This window comes from Pseudomonas sp. MOIL14HWK12:I1 (genome assembly GCF_000510705.1).
GTDB classification, from domain to species: Bacteria; Pseudomonadota; Gammaproteobacteria; order Pseudomonadales; family Pseudomonadaceae; genus Chryseomonas; species Chryseomonas oryzihabitans.
This window is the reverse complement of the sequence record NZ_AZNY01000003.1, coordinates 340348-355924: the sequence shown is the minus strand read 5'-3', so window position 1 is coordinate 355924 and position 15577 is coordinate 340348. Positions and strand designations below refer to the sequence as shown.

Genomic DNA, 15577 nt, shown 5'->3' with positions numbered 1-15577 from the left:
CACTTCGATTTCCCTTGGGGCCTGCGGGCCCCTTTTTTTGTTTCCGAAAGAAGGCTAGTCGGGTCGGTCGTCCGGGCGCAGGCGCCAGGTGCCTTCGTGGCGTTCGGCCAGGCCGCGTTGCTCCAGGTCGCTGAGATAGCGACGCAGGCCGCGTTCGCCACGGCGCTGAAAGAACGGCAATAGGCGCGGCAGCAGGTCGGGCACCAGCATTGCCAGCCGGCTCAGCCAGAGTTCGCCGGCGCGCGGCGCGCTTTCCAGGCGCGGTCGATCCAGCACCCGCACCAGCAGCCGCGCCACCGTATCGGGTGACTGGGGCGGATCCATGAATTGCAGGGCGTTGCCGCCGGCGATGGCCTCGTGGCGCAGCATCGGGGTGTCGGTGGCCGACGGCAGGACGCAGCAGACGCGGATGCCCTGGGGCGCGAGATCCTGCGCCAGGGCGAGCATGGCGCCGCGCAGGCCGAACTTGCTGGCGCAATAGACGGGGCTCTCCGGGGTGGGAAAGATGCCCGCCAGCGAGACGGTGGTGACCAGCCGGGCGTTGGTCGAGCGCCGGAGCAGGGGAATGGCCAGCCGCGCGAGCAGCAGGGGCGCCAGCAGGTTGATGTCGAGTTCCTGGCGAATGCTCGCCGGAGAGCGTTCGGTGAGGGGGCCGACGCGGACGATGGCGGCGTTGTTGATCAGGGCATCGAGGCGACCGCAGCGCTGCTGGACGAAGTCGATCAGGGCGACGAGCTGGTCTTCGTCGCAGAGATCGGCGGCGTAGGTCAGGGTGGTTTCGCCCAGCTCGGCGCGCAGGGCGGCCAGGCCCCTGGCGTCGCGATCCACCAGGACCAGCTGGACCGGTCGGCGGCTGAGTTGCCGCGCCAGGCATTGACCGATGCCGCCGGCGGCACCGGTGATCAGGATGACGTCGCTCATGGGCAGGCTCGCTCAGGACGGGGTGGGCAGGCTGGCCGGAAGCGGCTCGGGCGCCTGGCGCAGGGGATCGAAATAACCCGGGGTCAGGTCGCTCCAGCCCAGCCGGCGACGCAGCTGGCGCAGATGGTTCTGCAGGGCGTGCACCTCCAGGTAGACGGCGTGGCGGGGCGAGTCGACGAAGCGGATGCCGCCGGAGAGGTCCGGGTCGTCCTGCTGGATCAGCGCCTGGAATTCGCGGGCCTGGTGCGGGCGCTGGAGCTGGTCGGCCAGGTGGCAGGCGATCAGGTGGGCTTCCTGATCGAACAGCTTGTAGGCGCTGGAATTGGTCTCCAGATAGCCGATGCCGAACAGGTTGCGGTGTTCACGACTGAAGATGGACAGGTAGAGCTGCGGCCGGCCGTGCTGCCAGCTGAAGTAGTCGGCGGCGTAGCGGCAACTCCAGCGATAGCCGGTGGCATAGAGGACCAGGTCGAGACCTTCCCGGCTGCCATCGCGAAACACCACCTGGTCGCCCTCGAAGTGCGAGACGTCCGGCCGTGCCTGGATGTTGCCGTGCTGCAGGTGGTGCAGCAGCTGGCTGTTGAGCAGCGGATGGCTTTCGAACAGGCGGTGGTCCGGCTTCGGCAGGCCGAAGCGGGTCAGGTCGCCCTGCAGCAGGCGCAGCAGACCCTGGAACAGCGGCCGTTCCAGCCACAGCGGCAGGCGCGGACCGCGTTCGCCGAAGACGTCCGCCGGCACGCCGAAGAGGTGCTTGGGGATGAAGTGATAGCCGCGCCTCAGGCTGATGAAGGCGCGCTCGGCGTTGGCGGCGGCATCGCAGGCGATGTCGGCTCCGGAATTGCCGGCGCCGACGATGAGCACCCGCTTGCCCTGGAATTCCGCCGCACGCCGGTAGCTGACCGCGTGGCGGATCTCGCCGCTGAAGTGCCCCGGGATCTCCGGCAGGTTGGGGTCCCAGTTGCAGCCGGTGGCGCAGATCAGCGCCCGATAACGGCGGCGTTCACCGCTGTCGAGGGTGACGATCCAGCGGCCATCCGCATCCTTGTCGACCCGTTCGACGGCGGTGTTGAAGCGGGCCTGGGCATAGAGCCCGAAGGTGCGGGCGAAGGCGCGCAGGTAGTCGAGGATCTGGCGATTGCCGGGATAGTCGGGAAAGGCGCGGGGCATCGGATAGTCGAGAAAGCCCGAGAGGTCCCGCGACGAGATGAAGTGGGCGGATTCGTACATGGGCGTGCCGGGGTTATCCAGGTCCCAGACGCCGCCGAAGTCGCTGTGGCGCTCGAACTGCTCGTAGTCCAGGCCGCGGCGCTTGAGGGCGCGGGCCATGCACAGGCCGCCGGGGCCGCCGCCGACGATGCAGATGCGCTCGCCGCAGTCCTGGTAGGAGAGGTCGTCGTTCATGCAGGTCTCCACGCGTGGGTGTCGAGGCAACCTTAGCGGCGGGTCGAGGGGCCACGGCAGGGTGGCGGCGGCCAGGGAAGGGGGCCGAAACGGACAGCCGTTGCCGAGGGATTTTCGCCCGGTCGCCACTGGGTTAACGTCCAGCCAGGTTCTCGCCCGAGGAGCGTCGTCATGCCGGACCCCGTCGATCCGCGCTTTTCCCGTGCCTCGGCGCCGCCCCAGGTGTCGCGGCTGCTGCTGCGCGTGGCGGCCGACCGCAACGCCGACGTGGAGCGACTCTGCCGCGGCCTGGGGTTCACGGCGGCCGACGTGCAGCGGCCGGGCTTTCGCCTGTCGCACCGGCAGGGCTATCTGCTGGTCAGGCGCTGCCTGGCGCAACTGGGCGACGACGGCCTGGGCCTGGCGGTCGGCGCCCGGCAGACCAGCGTCTCGCTCGGCCTGGTCGGTCTCGGCATGCAGGCCTGCGCCACCCTGGGCGCGGCCCTGGAGCTGGGGTTGCACTACCAGCAGCAGGCCGGTGCCATGCTCGACTATGGCCTGGAGCAGGGGGCGGCGGCGGTGCGGCTGGTGCTGACGCCACGCTTCCACGAGCCGGCGGTGACCGCCTTCTACATGGAGGAGGGGCTGGCCAGCGTGCTAGGCGTCGCCCGCCATCTGGCCGGGACACGGTTGCCGCCGCGGGCGCTGAGCCTGGATTATCCCGCTCCACCGCATGGCGAGCGCTATGCGGCCTTGTTCGAGTGCCCGGTGCGTTTCGCCGCGCCGGTGACCGCCATCGAATTCGATCCCGCCTGGCTGGACCTGCCCCTCGCCACCCGCGATGACGCCGTGGCCGCCGAGGTGATCGAATTGCTGGGCGCAAAGGCTGGCTACGATCCGCTGCGAACGGATCTGGTCGAGGGCCTGCAGCGCGAGATCCGCAAGCGGCTGGATGCGCCGCCGACCCTGGCGCAACTGGCCGCGCCGCTCAATCTCAGCGAACGGACGCTGCGGCGCCGGCTCGAAGCGGCGGGTACCCACTATCAGGCGCTGGTCGACGAAGCGCGTCGTGATCGCGCCCTGACGCTGCTCGGCCGGGCCGACCTTGCGCTGGCCGAGGTGGCCTTCCAGACCGGCTTTGGCGATCTGCGCAATTTCCGTCGGGCTTTCCGGCGCTGGACCGGCCTGGCGCCGCAGGAAGCCCGTCGCCGCCTGAGGACGCGGGTGGAGGAGGGTGACTAGGCATCGCTCCCGGTTTGTCCGATCGCTCTAGCCCGAGAGGTTTAGGGCGCCTCTATTTATCCGATTGATAAAAAGCACTAACACCTCTCGATAGGGTCTGCTATTTAATATAGCCAAGGCTATAACGATCCCGGGAGGATTCGCGATGCTGAAAGATCTCAAGAAACGCGCCCTGCGCGGTCTGCTGGACAAGCTGCTCGACGGTCACGCCGAACGGCGTCCGTTGGAGACCCAGCCCGAGCGCTCGCGCGGCATGACGGCCCACGCCGCGCACTGATCCATGCCAATCAGGCCGGTCCCGCCGGCCTCTGCAGCCCTCATCAGCGCCTCCGCCCTGTCCTGAGCGAGGCGCCTTGCCCTGTTCGTCCCTGTCCCTTATCCCTCTCATCCCAGGTTACAAAGTCTTCCTGCACCTCTGATAGGTTGTGCTATCTAATTTAGCCAAGGCTATAACCACCGAGAGGCGGGCCGGATGCTGGAGAAGACGAGACGCTGGACCCTGGCGGGTCTGCTGGGATTGCTGCTGGGCAACGTCGCTCAGGCGGCGGAGCCGTTCAAGGTGGTCACCACCTTCACGGTGATCGCCGACATGGCGCGTAATGTGGCGGGCGACGCCGCGCGGGTGGAATCCATCACCAAGCCCGGCGCCGAGATCCACAACTACCAGCCCACTCCGGGCGATCTGCTCAAGACGCGCGACGCCCAGCTGGTGCTGTGGAACGGCCTCAATCTGGAGCTCTGGTTCGAGCGCTTCTTCAGCCGCATGAAGGACGTGCCCAGCGCTGTGGTCTCGCGGGGTGTCGAGCCCATCGCCATCGCTCAAGGTCCCTATGCCGGCAAGCCCAATCCCCATGCCTGGATGTCACCCCAGGCAGCGCTGATCTACGTCGACAACATCCGTGATGCCCTGGTGCAGCACGACCCGGCCCAGGCCGAGACCTATCGTCGCAACGCCGAAGCCTACAAGGCGCGCATCACCGCCACCCTCGAACCCCTGCGCCAGCAGCTGCAGGCGATTCCCGAACAGCGGCGCTGGCTGGTGTCCAGCGAGGGCGCCTTCAGCTACCTGGCGCGCGACCTGGGGCTCAGGGAGCTCTATCTCTGGCCGATCAACGCCGACGCCCAGGGCACGCCGCAGCAGGTCCGCCGGGTGATCGAGACGGTGCGCGCCGAGCGGATTCCGGCGGTGTTCAGCGAAAGCACGGTTTCCGCCGCACCGGCCGAGCAGGTGGCACGGGAGAGCGGCGCTCGCTATGGCGGGGTGCTCTATGTCGACTCCCTGAGCGCCGCCGAGGGACCGGTGCCCACCTATCTCGATCTGCTGCGGGTCACCACCGAAACCCTGGTGAAGGGGCTGGCGCCATGATCGCGCTCGAGGGGGTCAGCGTGACCTATCGCAATGGCCATACCGCCCTGCGCGACGCCAGCCTGGTGGTACCCGGCGGCTCCATCACCGCCCTGGTGGGCGTCAACGGCAGCGGCAAGTCGACGCTGTTCAAGGCGATCATGGGCTTCGTGCCGGTCCGTTCCGGCCAGGTAAGGGTCGATGACCTGCCGGTGGCCCAGGCGCTCAAGCGCAACCTCGTCGCCTACGTCCCCCAGAGCGAAGACGTGGACTGGGACTTTCCGGTGCGGGTGGAGGACGTGGTGCTCATGGGCCGCTATGGGCGGATGAATTTCCTGCGCCTGGCCCGCGCCGCCGATCACCAGGCGGTGGACGCCGCCCTGGCCCGGGTGGGGCTGACCGCGTTGCGCAAGCGGCAGATCGGCGAACTCTCCGGTGGCCAGAAGAAGCGCGTCTTCCTCGCCCGCGCCCTGGCCCAGGACAGCCGGGTGATCCTCCTGGACGAACCCTTCACCGGGGTGGACGCCACCTCCGAACGGGCCATCATCGAATTGCTCCAGGCGCTGCGCGCCGAAGGTCGCTCTATGCTGGTGTCGACCCACGACCTGGCCAGCATCGAACGCTTCTGCGACCGCACCGTGTTGCTCGATCGCACCGTGCTGGCCCAGGGGCCGACGGCCGAGGTCTTTACCCGGGAGAACCTGGAACGCACCTTTGGCGGCGCCCTGCGGCTGTTTGACGGGCTGCAAGCGGAGCCGAGGCGGCGGGAGCGTGCCTGATGGAAGGGCTGCTGGAACCCCTGGCCTACGGCTACATGAGAAATGCCCTGGGCGCGGCGGCGCTGGTGGGCGGGCTGTGCGCCTTTCTTTCCGCCTACCTGATGCTCAAGGGCTGGTCGCTGATCGGCGATGCCCTGTCCCACGCGGTGGTGCCCGGCGTGGCCGGCGCCTATCTGCTCGGCCTGCCGCTGGCCCTGGGCGCCTTTCTCGCCGGCGGCGCGGCGGCCGGCGCCATGCTCGGGCTGCGGCAGTACACCCGGCTCAAGGAAGACGTCATCATCGGCCTGATCTTCAGCGCCTTCTTTGGCGGCGGGCTGTTCCTGGTCTCGCTGGCGCCGGTCGCGGTGGACATCCAGACCATCGTCTTCGGCAACATCCTGGCCATTACCCCCGAGGCCAGTCGCCAGTTGCTGACTATCGCCGCCGTCTCGCTGCTGGTGCTGCTGCTCAAGTGGCGCGACCTGCTGCTGGTGTTTTTCGACGAGGGCCAGGCGCGCGCCTGCGGTCTCAATCCCACCCTGTACCGGCTGCTGTTCTTTACCCTGCTGGCGCTGAGCACCGTGGCGGCGATGCAGACGGTGGGCGCCTTCCTGGTCATCGCCCTGGTGGTGACGCCGGGGGCGACGGCCTATCTGCTCAGCGATCGCTTCTCGCGGGTGGTGCTGATCAGCGTCGCCATCGGCGTTGGCAGCGGGCTCCTCGGCACCTACCTCAGCTATTTCCTCGACGGCGCCACCGGGGGCTGCGTGGTGGTCTTGCAGACCCTGATCTTTCTGCTGGCCTTCGTCCTGGCGCCGCGTCACGGCCTGCTGGCCAACCGGCGCCGGGCACGGCAGACGGCGGAGGCGGGCTGATGGACTGGCTGCTGCTGACCCTCGAAGTCGACTTCCTGCGCCAGGCATTGCTGATGGCCGTGCTGGTGGCGGTGCCCACGGCGCTGCTGTCCTGTTTCCTGGTGCTCAAGGGCTGGGCGTTGCTGGGCGATGCCATCGCCCACGCGGTCTTTCCCGGCCTGGTGCTGGCCTCGGCGCTGGGGGCACCGCTGGTGGCGGGCGCCTTCGTCGCGGGGCTGGGTTGCGCCCTGGCCACCGGCTATCTCAAGCGCCACAGCCGGGTAAAGCAGGACACCCTGATGGGCGTGGTCTTTTCCGGCATGTTCGGCCTGGGCCTGGTGCTGCACGCCAGGCTGCCCACCGAGCTGCACCTGGACCACATCCTGCTCGGCGACCTGCTGGGGGTGTCCCCGGCGGCCTTCTGGCAGATGGCGGTGATCACCGGCCTGGTGGTGCTGGCGCTGGCCTGCCGCTGGCGCGACCTGCTGGTGCTGGCCTTCGACGCGGCCCAGGCCCGGGCCCTGGGGCTGCGGGTGGGGCTGCTGCACTACGGCCTGCTCGGTCTGATCGCCCTGACCGTGGTCGGCGCACTGCAGGCGGTGGGCATGGTGCCGGTGGTGGCGCTGCTGATCGCCCCCGGTGCCACGGCCTTTCTGCTGACCCGTTCCTTTGGCTGGATGCTGCTGCTGGCCACCACCCTGGCCGTGATGGCGGCCCTGGGCGGGGTGCTGCTGAGCCTGGTCTGGGACAGCGCCCCGGCGCCCACCCTGGTGATGCTGCTGACGGCCGGTTTTCTGCTGGCCCTGGCATGGCGCCTGTGGCGGGATCGACGTCGTTCGGGCGACAAGGGCGTTCAGGTGGCCTGATGTAATCGACTGACCGGCCCTGCCAGGCACCTCCGGTCACGCTCGCCTCACCTCAGGAGAACCACAATGAAAACCGTCGCCCAGTTGCTTGCCCTGAAGACCCAGCAGGACGTCTACACCATCGCCCCCGACGCCTGGGTGCTCGACGCCCTGCGCCTGATGGCGGAAAAGAACGTCGGGGCGCTGCCGGTGATGCGCGACGGCGAACTGGTGGGCATCGTCAGCGAGCGCGACTATGCGCGCAAGGTGGCCTTGCAGGGGCGCTCCTCCTATGCGACCCCGGTCAGCGAGATCATGACCGAAGCGGTCATCATCGTGCTGCCGCAGCAGACCGTGGGCGACTGCATGCAGATGATGACCGACCACCACCTGCGTCACCTGCCGGTGATGGGCAACGGCAAGCTGATCGGGCTGCTGTCCATCGGCGACCTGGTCAAGGCGACCACCGTCCAGCAGGCGGAGCTGATCCGCCATCTGGAAGGCTATATCCGCGGCGAGTGAATGCCGCTGTCTCAACCTGTCCCAATTTCCGTAACGTCAATCATTACCATCCATGCCCTTTCATCGGAGGGCATGGCTCATGGCCAGGTTGCAACGTTTCATCGCTACGCCGCTGGCGCTTGGCCTGGCCGCCGCCAGCCTGGCGGTCCAAGCCGAAGAGATCACCGATCTCGACACCACGGTGGTCACCGCCGCCGGCTTCGAACAGCGTCTGGAGGACGCACCCGCTTCAGTCACCGTGATCGACGCCGAGACCCTGCGCAAGCGCCCGATCCGCGATCTGGGCGACGCCCTGCGCGACGTCGAGGGCGTGGTGGTCAACGGTGCGGCCAATGAAACCGATATCTCCATCCGGGGCATGCCGGGGGACTACACCCTGATCCTGGTGGACGGTAAGCGGCAGAGCGCGCGGGAGTCGCGGGTCAACGGCAATCGCGGCTACGAGCAGAGCTTCATTCCGCCGGCGGCGGCCATCGAGCGGATCGAGGTGGTACGCGGGCCCATGTCCTCGCTGTATGGCTCCGACGCCATCGGCGGGGTGATCAACATCATCACCAAGAAGAACGCCGCCACCTGGCACGGCTCCCTGACCACCGACTACATCGCCCAGCAGCACCGCGACCAGGGCAATTCGCGCCAGGGCCAATTCTTTCTGAGCGGACCGCTGCACACCGACCTGCTCGGTCTGCAGCTCTGGGGCCGCTACCTGGATCGCCAGGCCGACGACGACATCGAGCGGACCCAGGGCTTCAGCAAGGCGCGCCATCGCGACCTGACCGGGCGTCTGGTCTTCACCCCGACCGAGAACCAAGAATTCCTGCTGGAAGCCGGGCAGACGCGCCTGCGCAACGGCGACGGCCTGAGCGACAACTGGGCGACCCGCCAGCAGGACAACGACCGCGATCACTGGTCGCTGAGTCACACCGGCCACTGGACCGGCGGGCTGCGCTCGGACGTGTCGCTGCTGCACGAAGAGACCTCTCGCGAAGGCCTTGCCACGCCGGAGCAGACCGATGTCTATGGGCGCAAGCCCCAGGTCGAGAACACCGTGTTCGATGCCAAGCTGGTGACGCCCCTGGATGACCACCTGCTCACCACCGGTCTGCAATACAACCGTGGCGAGGTGCAGGACTGGAACCAGGGGCTGAACGATCGCCGCCAGTATTCCTTCGCGGTGACCCAGCAGGCGCTGTTCGCCGAGGACGAGTGGGCCATCACCGACAGCTTCGCGCTCACCGGTGGACTGCGCCTGGATCACCACGAGCTGTACGGCAATCACTGGAGTCCGCGGCTCTACGGGGTCTGGCACGCCACTCCCGAGTGGACCTTCAAGGGCGGCGTCTCGCGCGGCTTCAAGGCACCGGAAATCCGCGCTGTTGCACCGGGTTACGCCTATCTGCGGCGCAACCGCTTCGTCATGCTCGGCAATCCGGATCTCAAGCCGGAAACCAGTACCAACTACGAGGTGGCGGCGCTCTGGTCCAACCGACGCAATCTGGAAGCGGCGGCGACGCTGTTCTACAACGACTTTCAGGACAAGCTGTCCACGGTCACCACCACCGAGCGCTGGAATGGCTACATCCGCATGGACCGCATCAACGTCGACGAGGCGGTGATCCGCGGCGTGGAGCTCAGCGGTGGCTGGGACATCACCGAGGTCCTGCGGCTGGGTGGCAACTTCACCTATCTCGATTCGGAGCAGCGCAGCGGTCCCAACCAGGGTGCGCCCCTGGCCCTGACTCCGGAGCGCAAGGCCAACGTCCGCCTGGACTGGACCCTGTCGGACCGCCTCAATCTGTGGACGGCGCTGGATTACTACGGTGAGGAATACGACGCCACCCTGACCGGCGAAGCGGCGCCGGCCTATACCACCTGGGACGTGGGCGGCGGTTTCGTGGCGACGCGCAACCTGAGCTTCAATGCCGCTATCCGCAACCTGAACGATCGGCGCCTGGACGACGAGACCTATGGCACGGTGAACTATGGTCGCCATCTCTGGGTGAGCGCGACTCTGAGCTTCTAAGGGAGCCAGATGCTCCACGTGGAACCTCCACTGCGCTGGTGCTGTAACCGTAGCGTGGAAAACGGCGGAGCCTTTTCCACTTGGGACTTCGCTGTGAGGCGCGCCCCGGAGGGAGAGGGCGCTATTCGAGCAGGCGGTCATCTCCAGCATCAGCCAGATCCTGATCGATCAAGGTGGCGCTACCCTGGGAGCCATTGTCCTGGCGCGACAAGATCTTTTGTTTGGACGATCGCGGCCATGGGCCGCTCCTACGGGATATCTGGCTGCTAGGGGGGCGACGGCAGCAGGATCCGGGCGCAGAGGCCGCCTTGCGGGCGATTGTGCAGTTGCAGCTCGCCGCCATGGGCGAGGATACAGGCCCGGGCGATGGCCAGGCCGAGACCGAGGCCACGAGCGCTGTCCTGGCCCGGAGGCCGGTAGAAGGGTTCGAAGACCCGTTCCAGTTGGTTTTCCGGCAGGCCGGGTCCGTCGTCGAGGATGTCCAGGCGGAGCAGCTGTGGCGCGGGGCGCGACAGCTCCAGTGTGGCGCTGCTACCGTGCTGCAGGGCGTTGTCGAGCAGATTGCCCAGGGCGCGCTTGAGGGCCAGTGGGCGACCGCGGAGCAGTGCCGCGCCGGTGCCCGACCAGGTCACCGTCTGGCCCAATGCCTGATAGCGATCCTGCAATGCCTGCAGCAGGGCGACGAGGTCGACATCCTGGTGGCTTTCGGTCCGGCGCTCGCCACGGATGAAGTCGAGGGTTTCCTGCACCATGGCGTCCAGTTCGGCCAGGCTTTCTTCCATGTCGTCGCGCTCGACCGAAGGCTCCAGCAGGGCCAATTGCACCCGCAGCGCAGCCAGTGGAGTGTTGAAGTCGTGGCTGATGGCGGCCAGCATGCGCACCCGATCATCCAGGTGGCGCAGCAGCCGTTCCTGCATCAGCTCGAAGGCCGCGGCCAGTTCCCTGGCCTCGCGTGGGCCCTGACGGACCTCCAGGCGACTGCGCTCGCCCCGGCTGAGTCCCTCCGCGGCGCGGGTGAGCCGTTGGAGCGGCCGTACCAGTTGGCCGATCAACAGCCAGGCCAGCAGCAGCACTGGGAGGGCGCCCAGCAGCAGCGACCAGCCCAGGGCGGTCAGCCAGCCGTCGCTGCGTGCCGGATACTGCACGGCATTGAGCCAGCGACCGTCCGAAAGGCGCACGCTGCTGCGCAAGCGCAGGGGTGCCCAGCCGGCCGGGGTCAGCGGTGAGGCGCGGGCGGCGTCGCCGGCGAGGCCTTCCAGCTGCATCACCAGACCCTCTTCGGCCTGTCCAAGGCGCCGCGCCAGATCCCGGGTCAGGCGGCGTTCTTCCGCGAGCATGGGGAAGGGCGCCACCTCCGGCGTCGTGGCTATCCAGACCTGTGCCGGTGACTCGGCCAGCACCCGCAGCAGGGCTTGCGCCTGCGCCGTCGGCAGGCGCTCGACCGCAGTACGGGCCACCGCCAGGCGCTCCAAGGCCTGGCCATAGGACAACGGATGGACCAGCGCGCCGGTCTGGTGCAGGACCAGCGCCGCGGCCGCGTGCGCCAGCAGCAAGGCCGCGCAGAACAGCAGGCAGAGGCGGGGGGTGATGCCCTGCAGCCAGCTACGCCAAGGCGCGATCATGGGCCGTCCAGGGCCTCCACCGGGCAGTCCAGCAGATAGCCGCGGCCCCAGACGGTCCGCAGCGGCGATTCGCCTGTCGGATCGGCCAACCGCAGGCGCAGGCGACTGACCTGGCGATCCAGGCTGCGGTCTTCCAGCGCGCGATCGGGCGGCTGTACCTGGTGCAGCAATAGATCACGATGCAGCACGGTCTGGGGCTGACACAGGAAGGCCAGCAGCAGGCGCGCCTCCGCCTGACCCAGGCGGCGGGTGCTGCCGTCCGGGTAGTGCAGGCGCTGACTGACGGCGGCGTAGTGCCAGCCCGCGAAACGATAGATCGCCGCCGGTACAGGCTCGCTCGGAGACGTCGGAGCGGTCGCCTGGTAGCGACGATGCAGGGTGCGAATCCGTGCCACCAGTTCGCGCGGTTCGAAGGGCTTGGTCAGGTAGTCGTCGGCGCCCTGTTCCAGACCAAGCACCCGGTCATCCACCTCGCCCCGGGCGGTGAGCAGGATGATCGGCGTCGTGTCGCGCTGGCGTAGCTCACGGCAGAGACTGAAGCCGTCGCCATCCGGCAGCATCACGTCGAGGACGATGACATCGAAGCGCTGCTGCGCGAGCAACGCCTTCATCCGCGTGGCATCGGCTGCGGTGGTGGCTTCGAGCCCCTGGCGACGCAGGTAGATCGCCAGGGGCTCACGCAGCTTGCGGTGGTCGTCGACGAGTAGGACGTGGATGGCGGTCACGGCGAAGGGAGATTGGTGGTAGCAACCCCTCTAGGATAACGCTTTGCCTGCTCCGTTGGTATTGCTTCTCATTTGCCGGGCGTGACAGCCAGGGCGCTGAGCTGGCGTCCTTCGGCATCGAAATTCTCCGCCGCCAGCCAGCGCCGGAAGCCGGCGTCGACCGTGGGCCATTCGTGATCCAGCAGGCTGAACCAGGCGGTGTCGCGATTGCGGCCCTTGACCACCCGGTGCTGGCGGAACAGCCCCTCAGGGCGCATGCCCAGGCGTTCGGCGGCGCGTTTCGAGCGGGTATTGGCGTTGTCGCACTTCCACTCCAGGCGCCGATAGCCGAGGGCGAAGGCCTCCTGCATCAGCAGATAGAAGGCCTCGGTAGCCAGGGGCGTGCGCTGCAGGCGCCCGCCGAAGGCGACATGGCCGATCTCGATGCTGCCGTGTTCGGGGACGATGCTCATCAGGCTGAGTTGCCCCAGGGCGCGACCGTCGCGGGGGTCCACTACCGCATAGAAAAGCGGATCGCGCCCCTGGGCCAGGCCGGCCAGCCAGCTGTCGAAGGCGGCCCGCTCGGTGAAGGGGCCATAGGGCAGATAGTCCCACAGGGCCGGATCCCGGTCGTGCAGGGCCTCCCAGAGATCGTCGCCGTGACGCGGCGGGTCCAGGGGTTCCAGGCGTACATGGCGACCCTGCAGTAGCCGGGGTTGGGGTGGAAGGGCCGGGGTCCAGTCGAGCGGGGTCATGATCTGTCTCCCAGCAGGTGGCGGTACTGGATGAAGCCGGAGCGGGTGGCGATGCGATCGTAGAGCTGGCGTCCCGCATAGTTGGTCTCCTGGGTCAGCCAGTGCACCCGGTCGCAGCCGTCCGCTTTGGCACGGGCATAGACGTGCTCGATCAGGGCACGGCCCAGGCCGCCGCCGCGGTGGTCCTGGGCGACATAGAGATCCTGCAGGTAGCAGTAGTCGCTCTCGGTCCAGCAGGACGGGTGATAGATGAAGTGCACCAGGCCCAGGGGCCGCTCGCCGTCCCAGGCCAGGGCGCCATGCAGGGGCTGGGCGGGATCGAGCAGGCGCTGCCAGGTGCGGGCATAGGTGGCCTCCGGCAGCACGGTCTCGTAGAAGGCCAGGTAGGCTTGCCAGAGGTCGTGCCAGACGGCGTGATCGGCTTCGCTCAGGGGGCGGATGGTCATGGGTGGCTCCAGGGTCAGGCAGGAGAGGGGATCAGGGCGGCCAGGGCCTGGTCGCCGGGTACCGAGCTGGCGGCCAGACCCTGGCGGACACCTTCGCGATCGGCGGCGTTGCGATTCTGGCTGAGCTTGGCGAGGCCCTGGAGGCTGTCGAGGGGCAGGCGCAGGCCGCGGATGGCGCGCAGCATGCCCTGGACATAATCCGCGGGCGCATCCGCGACCTGCCAGGGCCGGGCACGCCCGGCTTCGTGCTGGTCGGTGAGGCGCTCCAGCAACTGCAGCAGACGCTCGGGGTCATCGAACACCTCGACGCTGCCGCGGGCGTGCACCGCCTGGTAGTTCCAGGTCGGCACCACCCGCCCATGTTCGGCCTTGCCGGGATAGAAGGCCGGGCTGACATAGGCCTGGGGACCCTGGAACACCGCCAGCGCGACAGGGGCCCCGACCAGTGCCTGCGCCTGGGGATTGCTGCGTGCCAGATGGCCATAGAGGGTGCCATAGGGACCCTCGTCGGGCGCCAGCCAGAGCGGCAGATGACTCACCAGCGGACCGGCCTCGGTCTGGCTGACCAGCAGCGCCAGGGCGTGATCGCGCAGGTGCTGGTGCAGCCTGGGCAGGTCGTCGAGACAGAAGGCGGGATTGGGATACATGGATAGGAACTCCAGCGATGTCCGACCATGCTAAGGTCGCCTTTGGCTCCCTGTAAGAGCCAATTTCCATGACTTTCAGGGTGCCAATCCATGCTGGGATTCGAGCCGTCGGGGCTGTTGCTGGAGCCGGGTCAGGGGCTGGCGCGCCAGCTCTACCAGGGCCTGCGCGAGCGCATCCTGGCCGGTGAGCTGGCCGCCGGGGTGCGGCTGCCGGCCAGTCGCGAACTGGCGCGGCTGCTGGGGATCTCGCGCAATACCGTGACCGCCGCCTACGAGCAGCTGCTGGCCGAAGGTTTTCTCGACAGCCGCCCGGGCGACGGCACCTATGTCGCGCCCGTGACCCGAGCGCTGGCCGCTCCCGAAGCCACGACCAGGGCGGCCCCCTTGCCCCTGGCCAGCGTGCCGCCCGGCGCGCCGTGCGCCTTTCGGGTCGGCCTGCCGGCGGTGGATCTGTTTCCCTTCGCCACCTGGGCGCGGCTGCAGCAGCGCTTCTGGCGTCAGCCGGAACCGGCGCTGCTGGGCTATCGCGAACCCGGCGGCGAACCGCGACTGCGCCGCCTGCTCTGTGCCTATCTGCGCCAGGCGCGAGGCCTGGTCTGCGCACCCGAGCAGATCCTCATCACCAGCGGCGCCCAGCAGGCCATCGAACTCTGCGCCCGGCTGCTGCTGGCGCCCGGCGCCCTGGCGGCCATGGAGGATCCCGGCTATCGCGCCGCGGGCCTGGCCTTGCAGAGTGGCGGGGCGCGGCTGCAGGGAATCCCGGTGGATACGGCAGGGCTGGTGGTGGAGCAACTGGCAGGCCAGCGGGACTGCCGACTGGTCTATGTCACCCCTTCGCACCAGTATCCCACCGGCGCCGTGCTCTCCCTGCCGCGCCGCCTGGCGCTCTTGGACTGGGCACGGCAGACGGACGCCTGGATCGTCGAGGACGACTACGACGGCGAATACCGCTACCAGGGTGCGCCGCTGGCGCCCCTGGCCGCGCTGGATCGCCACGGTCGGGTGCTCTATGTCGGCACCTTTTCCAAGATCGCCTTTCCCGGCCTGCGCCTGGGCTATCTGGTAGCTCCGCCTGCGCTGGTGCCGGCGCTGCTGGAGCTGCAACGGGCCGGCATCCGCCATCTCGACAGCGCCACCCAGACGGTCATGGCCGATTTCATCGAGCAGGGTCATTTCCAGCGCCATATCCGGCGCATGCGTCGGGCCGCGCGCAGTCGCCGTGATGCCCTGCTGGCCGGCTGGCCAGAGGTCGCCGGCTGCGCCCCGCCGGGTGTGCCAGTGGCCGGCCTGCATCTGTGCCTGCCGGTCACCCAGCTGGCCCGCGAAGCCGAACTGGTAGCGCGGGCGGCCGCGGTCGGGGTGGAACTCAACGCGCTGTCGCGCTACTGGCTGCCCGAGGGCCCGACCCCGCCCGACGCCCGCGCCGGACTGGTGCTGGGCTTCGCGGCGGTGCCGGAGGCGCGGATCAAGGAGGCGCTGGCCAGGCTGCGGGAGGCCTGGGCCTGAGCGCTGC

16 protein-coding genes are annotated in these 15577 nt (G+C 68.5%); 9 read left to right on the top strand and 7 right to left on the bottom strand.

Features of this window, described 5'->3' with window-relative positions:
- Positions 1 to 54: 54 nt before the first annotated feature.
- Positions 55 to 921, bottom strand: a complete 867-nt coding sequence (locus tag PSEK12I1_RS0101600; protein WP_027600490.1) for an SDR family oxidoreductase — start codon at positions 919 to 921, stop codon at positions 55 to 57.
- A 12-nt stretch (positions 922 to 933) separates the two neighbouring features.
- Positions 934 to 2322 (bottom strand): NAD(P)/FAD-dependent oxidoreductase, encoded by a 1389-nt coding sequence (locus PSEK12I1_RS23450; RefSeq protein WP_051399169.1) that lies wholly within the window; start codon positions 2320 to 2322, stop codon positions 934 to 936.
- 171 nt (positions 2323 to 2493) lie between these two features.
- Here PSEK12I1_RS23450 and PSEK12I1_RS0101590 point away from each other — a divergent pair, with 171 nt between their 5' ends.
- From PSEK12I1_RS0101590 to PSEK12I1_RS0101555, 8 genes are all read left to right on the top strand, one after another.
- Positions 2494 to 3543 carry an AraC family transcriptional regulator gene (locus tag PSEK12I1_RS0101590; RefSeq protein WP_027600489.1) on the top strand — a complete coding sequence of 350 codons (1050 nt, stop codon included), beginning with the start codon at positions 2494 to 2496 and terminating at the stop codon, positions 3541 to 3543.
- Between the two features lie 145 nt (positions 3544 to 3688).
- Positions 3689 to 3820: a hypothetical protein gene (locus PSEK12I1_RS24880; protein WP_256203978.1), complete on the top strand. Its 132-nt coding sequence runs from the start codon at positions 3689 to 3691 to the stop codon at positions 3818 to 3820.
- A gap of 195 nt (positions 3821 to 4015) precedes the next feature.
- Complete coding sequence (locus PSEK12I1_RS0101580; protein WP_027600488.1) at positions 4016 to 4909, top strand: metal ABC transporter substrate-binding protein; 894 nt, start codon at positions 4016 to 4018, stop codon at positions 4907 to 4909.
- Positions 4906 to 5667 carry a metal ABC transporter ATP-binding protein gene (locus PSEK12I1_RS23445; RefSeq protein WP_028700293.1) on the top strand — a complete coding sequence of 254 codons (762 nt, stop codon included), beginning with the start codon at positions 4906 to 4908 and terminating at the stop codon, positions 5665 to 5667. The genes PSEK12I1_RS0101580 and PSEK12I1_RS23445 overlap by 4 nt, the downstream gene beginning before the upstream one ends.
- Entirely contained in the window at positions 5667 to 6521 is an 855-nt protein-coding gene (locus PSEK12I1_RS0101570) for a metal ABC transporter permease (RefSeq protein WP_037006581.1), read from the top strand. The genes PSEK12I1_RS23445 and PSEK12I1_RS0101570 overlap by 1 nt, the downstream gene beginning before the upstream one ends.
- Positions 6521 to 7366 carry a metal ABC transporter permease gene (locus PSEK12I1_RS0101565; protein ID WP_037006580.1) on the top strand — a complete coding sequence of 282 codons (846 nt, stop codon included), beginning with the start codon at positions 6521 to 6523 and terminating at the stop codon, positions 7364 to 7366. Before PSEK12I1_RS0101570 ends, PSEK12I1_RS0101565 begins: the two co-directional genes overlap by 1 nt.
- Positions 7367 to 7432: 66 nt before the next feature.
- Positions 7433 to 7867 (top strand): CBS domain-containing protein, encoded by a 435-nt coding sequence (locus PSEK12I1_RS0101560; RefSeq protein WP_007160094.1) that lies wholly within the window; start codon positions 7433 to 7435, stop codon positions 7865 to 7867.
- Positions 7868 to 7946: 79 nt separating this feature from the next.
- Positions 7947 to 9890 carry a TonB-dependent receptor domain-containing protein gene (locus PSEK12I1_RS0101555; RefSeq protein WP_027600485.1) on the top strand — a complete coding sequence of 648 codons (1944 nt, stop codon included), beginning with the start codon at positions 7947 to 7949 and terminating at the stop codon, positions 9888 to 9890.
- A gap of 266 nt (positions 9891 to 10156) precedes the next feature.
- Here PSEK12I1_RS0101555 and PSEK12I1_RS0101550 read toward each other — a convergent pair whose 3' ends face one another.
- From PSEK12I1_RS0101550 to PSEK12I1_RS0101530, 5 genes are all read right to left on the bottom strand, one after another.
- Entirely contained in the window at positions 10157 to 11512 is a 1356-nt protein-coding gene (locus PSEK12I1_RS0101550) for a HAMP domain-containing sensor histidine kinase (RefSeq protein WP_027600484.1), read from the bottom strand.
- Positions 11509 to 12237 carry a response regulator transcription factor gene (locus PSEK12I1_RS0101545; protein WP_027600483.1) on the bottom strand — a complete coding sequence of 243 codons (729 nt, stop codon included), beginning with the start codon at positions 12235 to 12237 and terminating at the stop codon, positions 11509 to 11511. Before PSEK12I1_RS0101545 ends, PSEK12I1_RS0101550 begins: the two co-directional genes overlap by 4 nt.
- Positions 12238 to 12305: 68 nt before the next feature.
- Complete coding sequence (locus tag PSEK12I1_RS0101540) at positions 12306 to 12971, bottom strand: GNAT family N-acetyltransferase (RefSeq protein ID WP_027600482.1); 666 nt, start codon at positions 12969 to 12971, stop codon at positions 12306 to 12308.
- Entirely contained in the window at positions 12968 to 13417 is a 450-nt protein-coding gene (locus PSEK12I1_RS0101535) for a GNAT family N-acetyltransferase (protein WP_027600481.1), read from the bottom strand. Before PSEK12I1_RS0101535 ends, PSEK12I1_RS0101540 begins: the two co-directional genes overlap by 4 nt.
- Positions 13418 to 13431: 14 nt before the next feature.
- The gene (locus PSEK12I1_RS0101530; protein WP_027600480.1) at positions 13432 to 14064 is read right to left on the bottom strand and encodes an FMN-binding negative transcriptional regulator; all 633 of its coding nucleotides are present in this window, start codon (positions 14062 to 14064) and stop codon (positions 13432 to 13434) included.
- A gap of 90 nt (positions 14065 to 14154) precedes the next feature.
- On the opposite strand from PSEK12I1_RS0101530, the gene PSEK12I1_RS0101525 reads away from it, so the two are divergent.
- The gene (locus PSEK12I1_RS0101525; protein ID WP_027600479.1) at positions 14155 to 15570 is read left to right on the top strand and encodes a PLP-dependent aminotransferase family protein; all 1416 of its coding nucleotides are present in this window, start codon (positions 14155 to 14157) and stop codon (positions 15568 to 15570) included.
- The last annotated feature ends 7 nt before the right edge of the window (positions 15571 to 15577 follow it).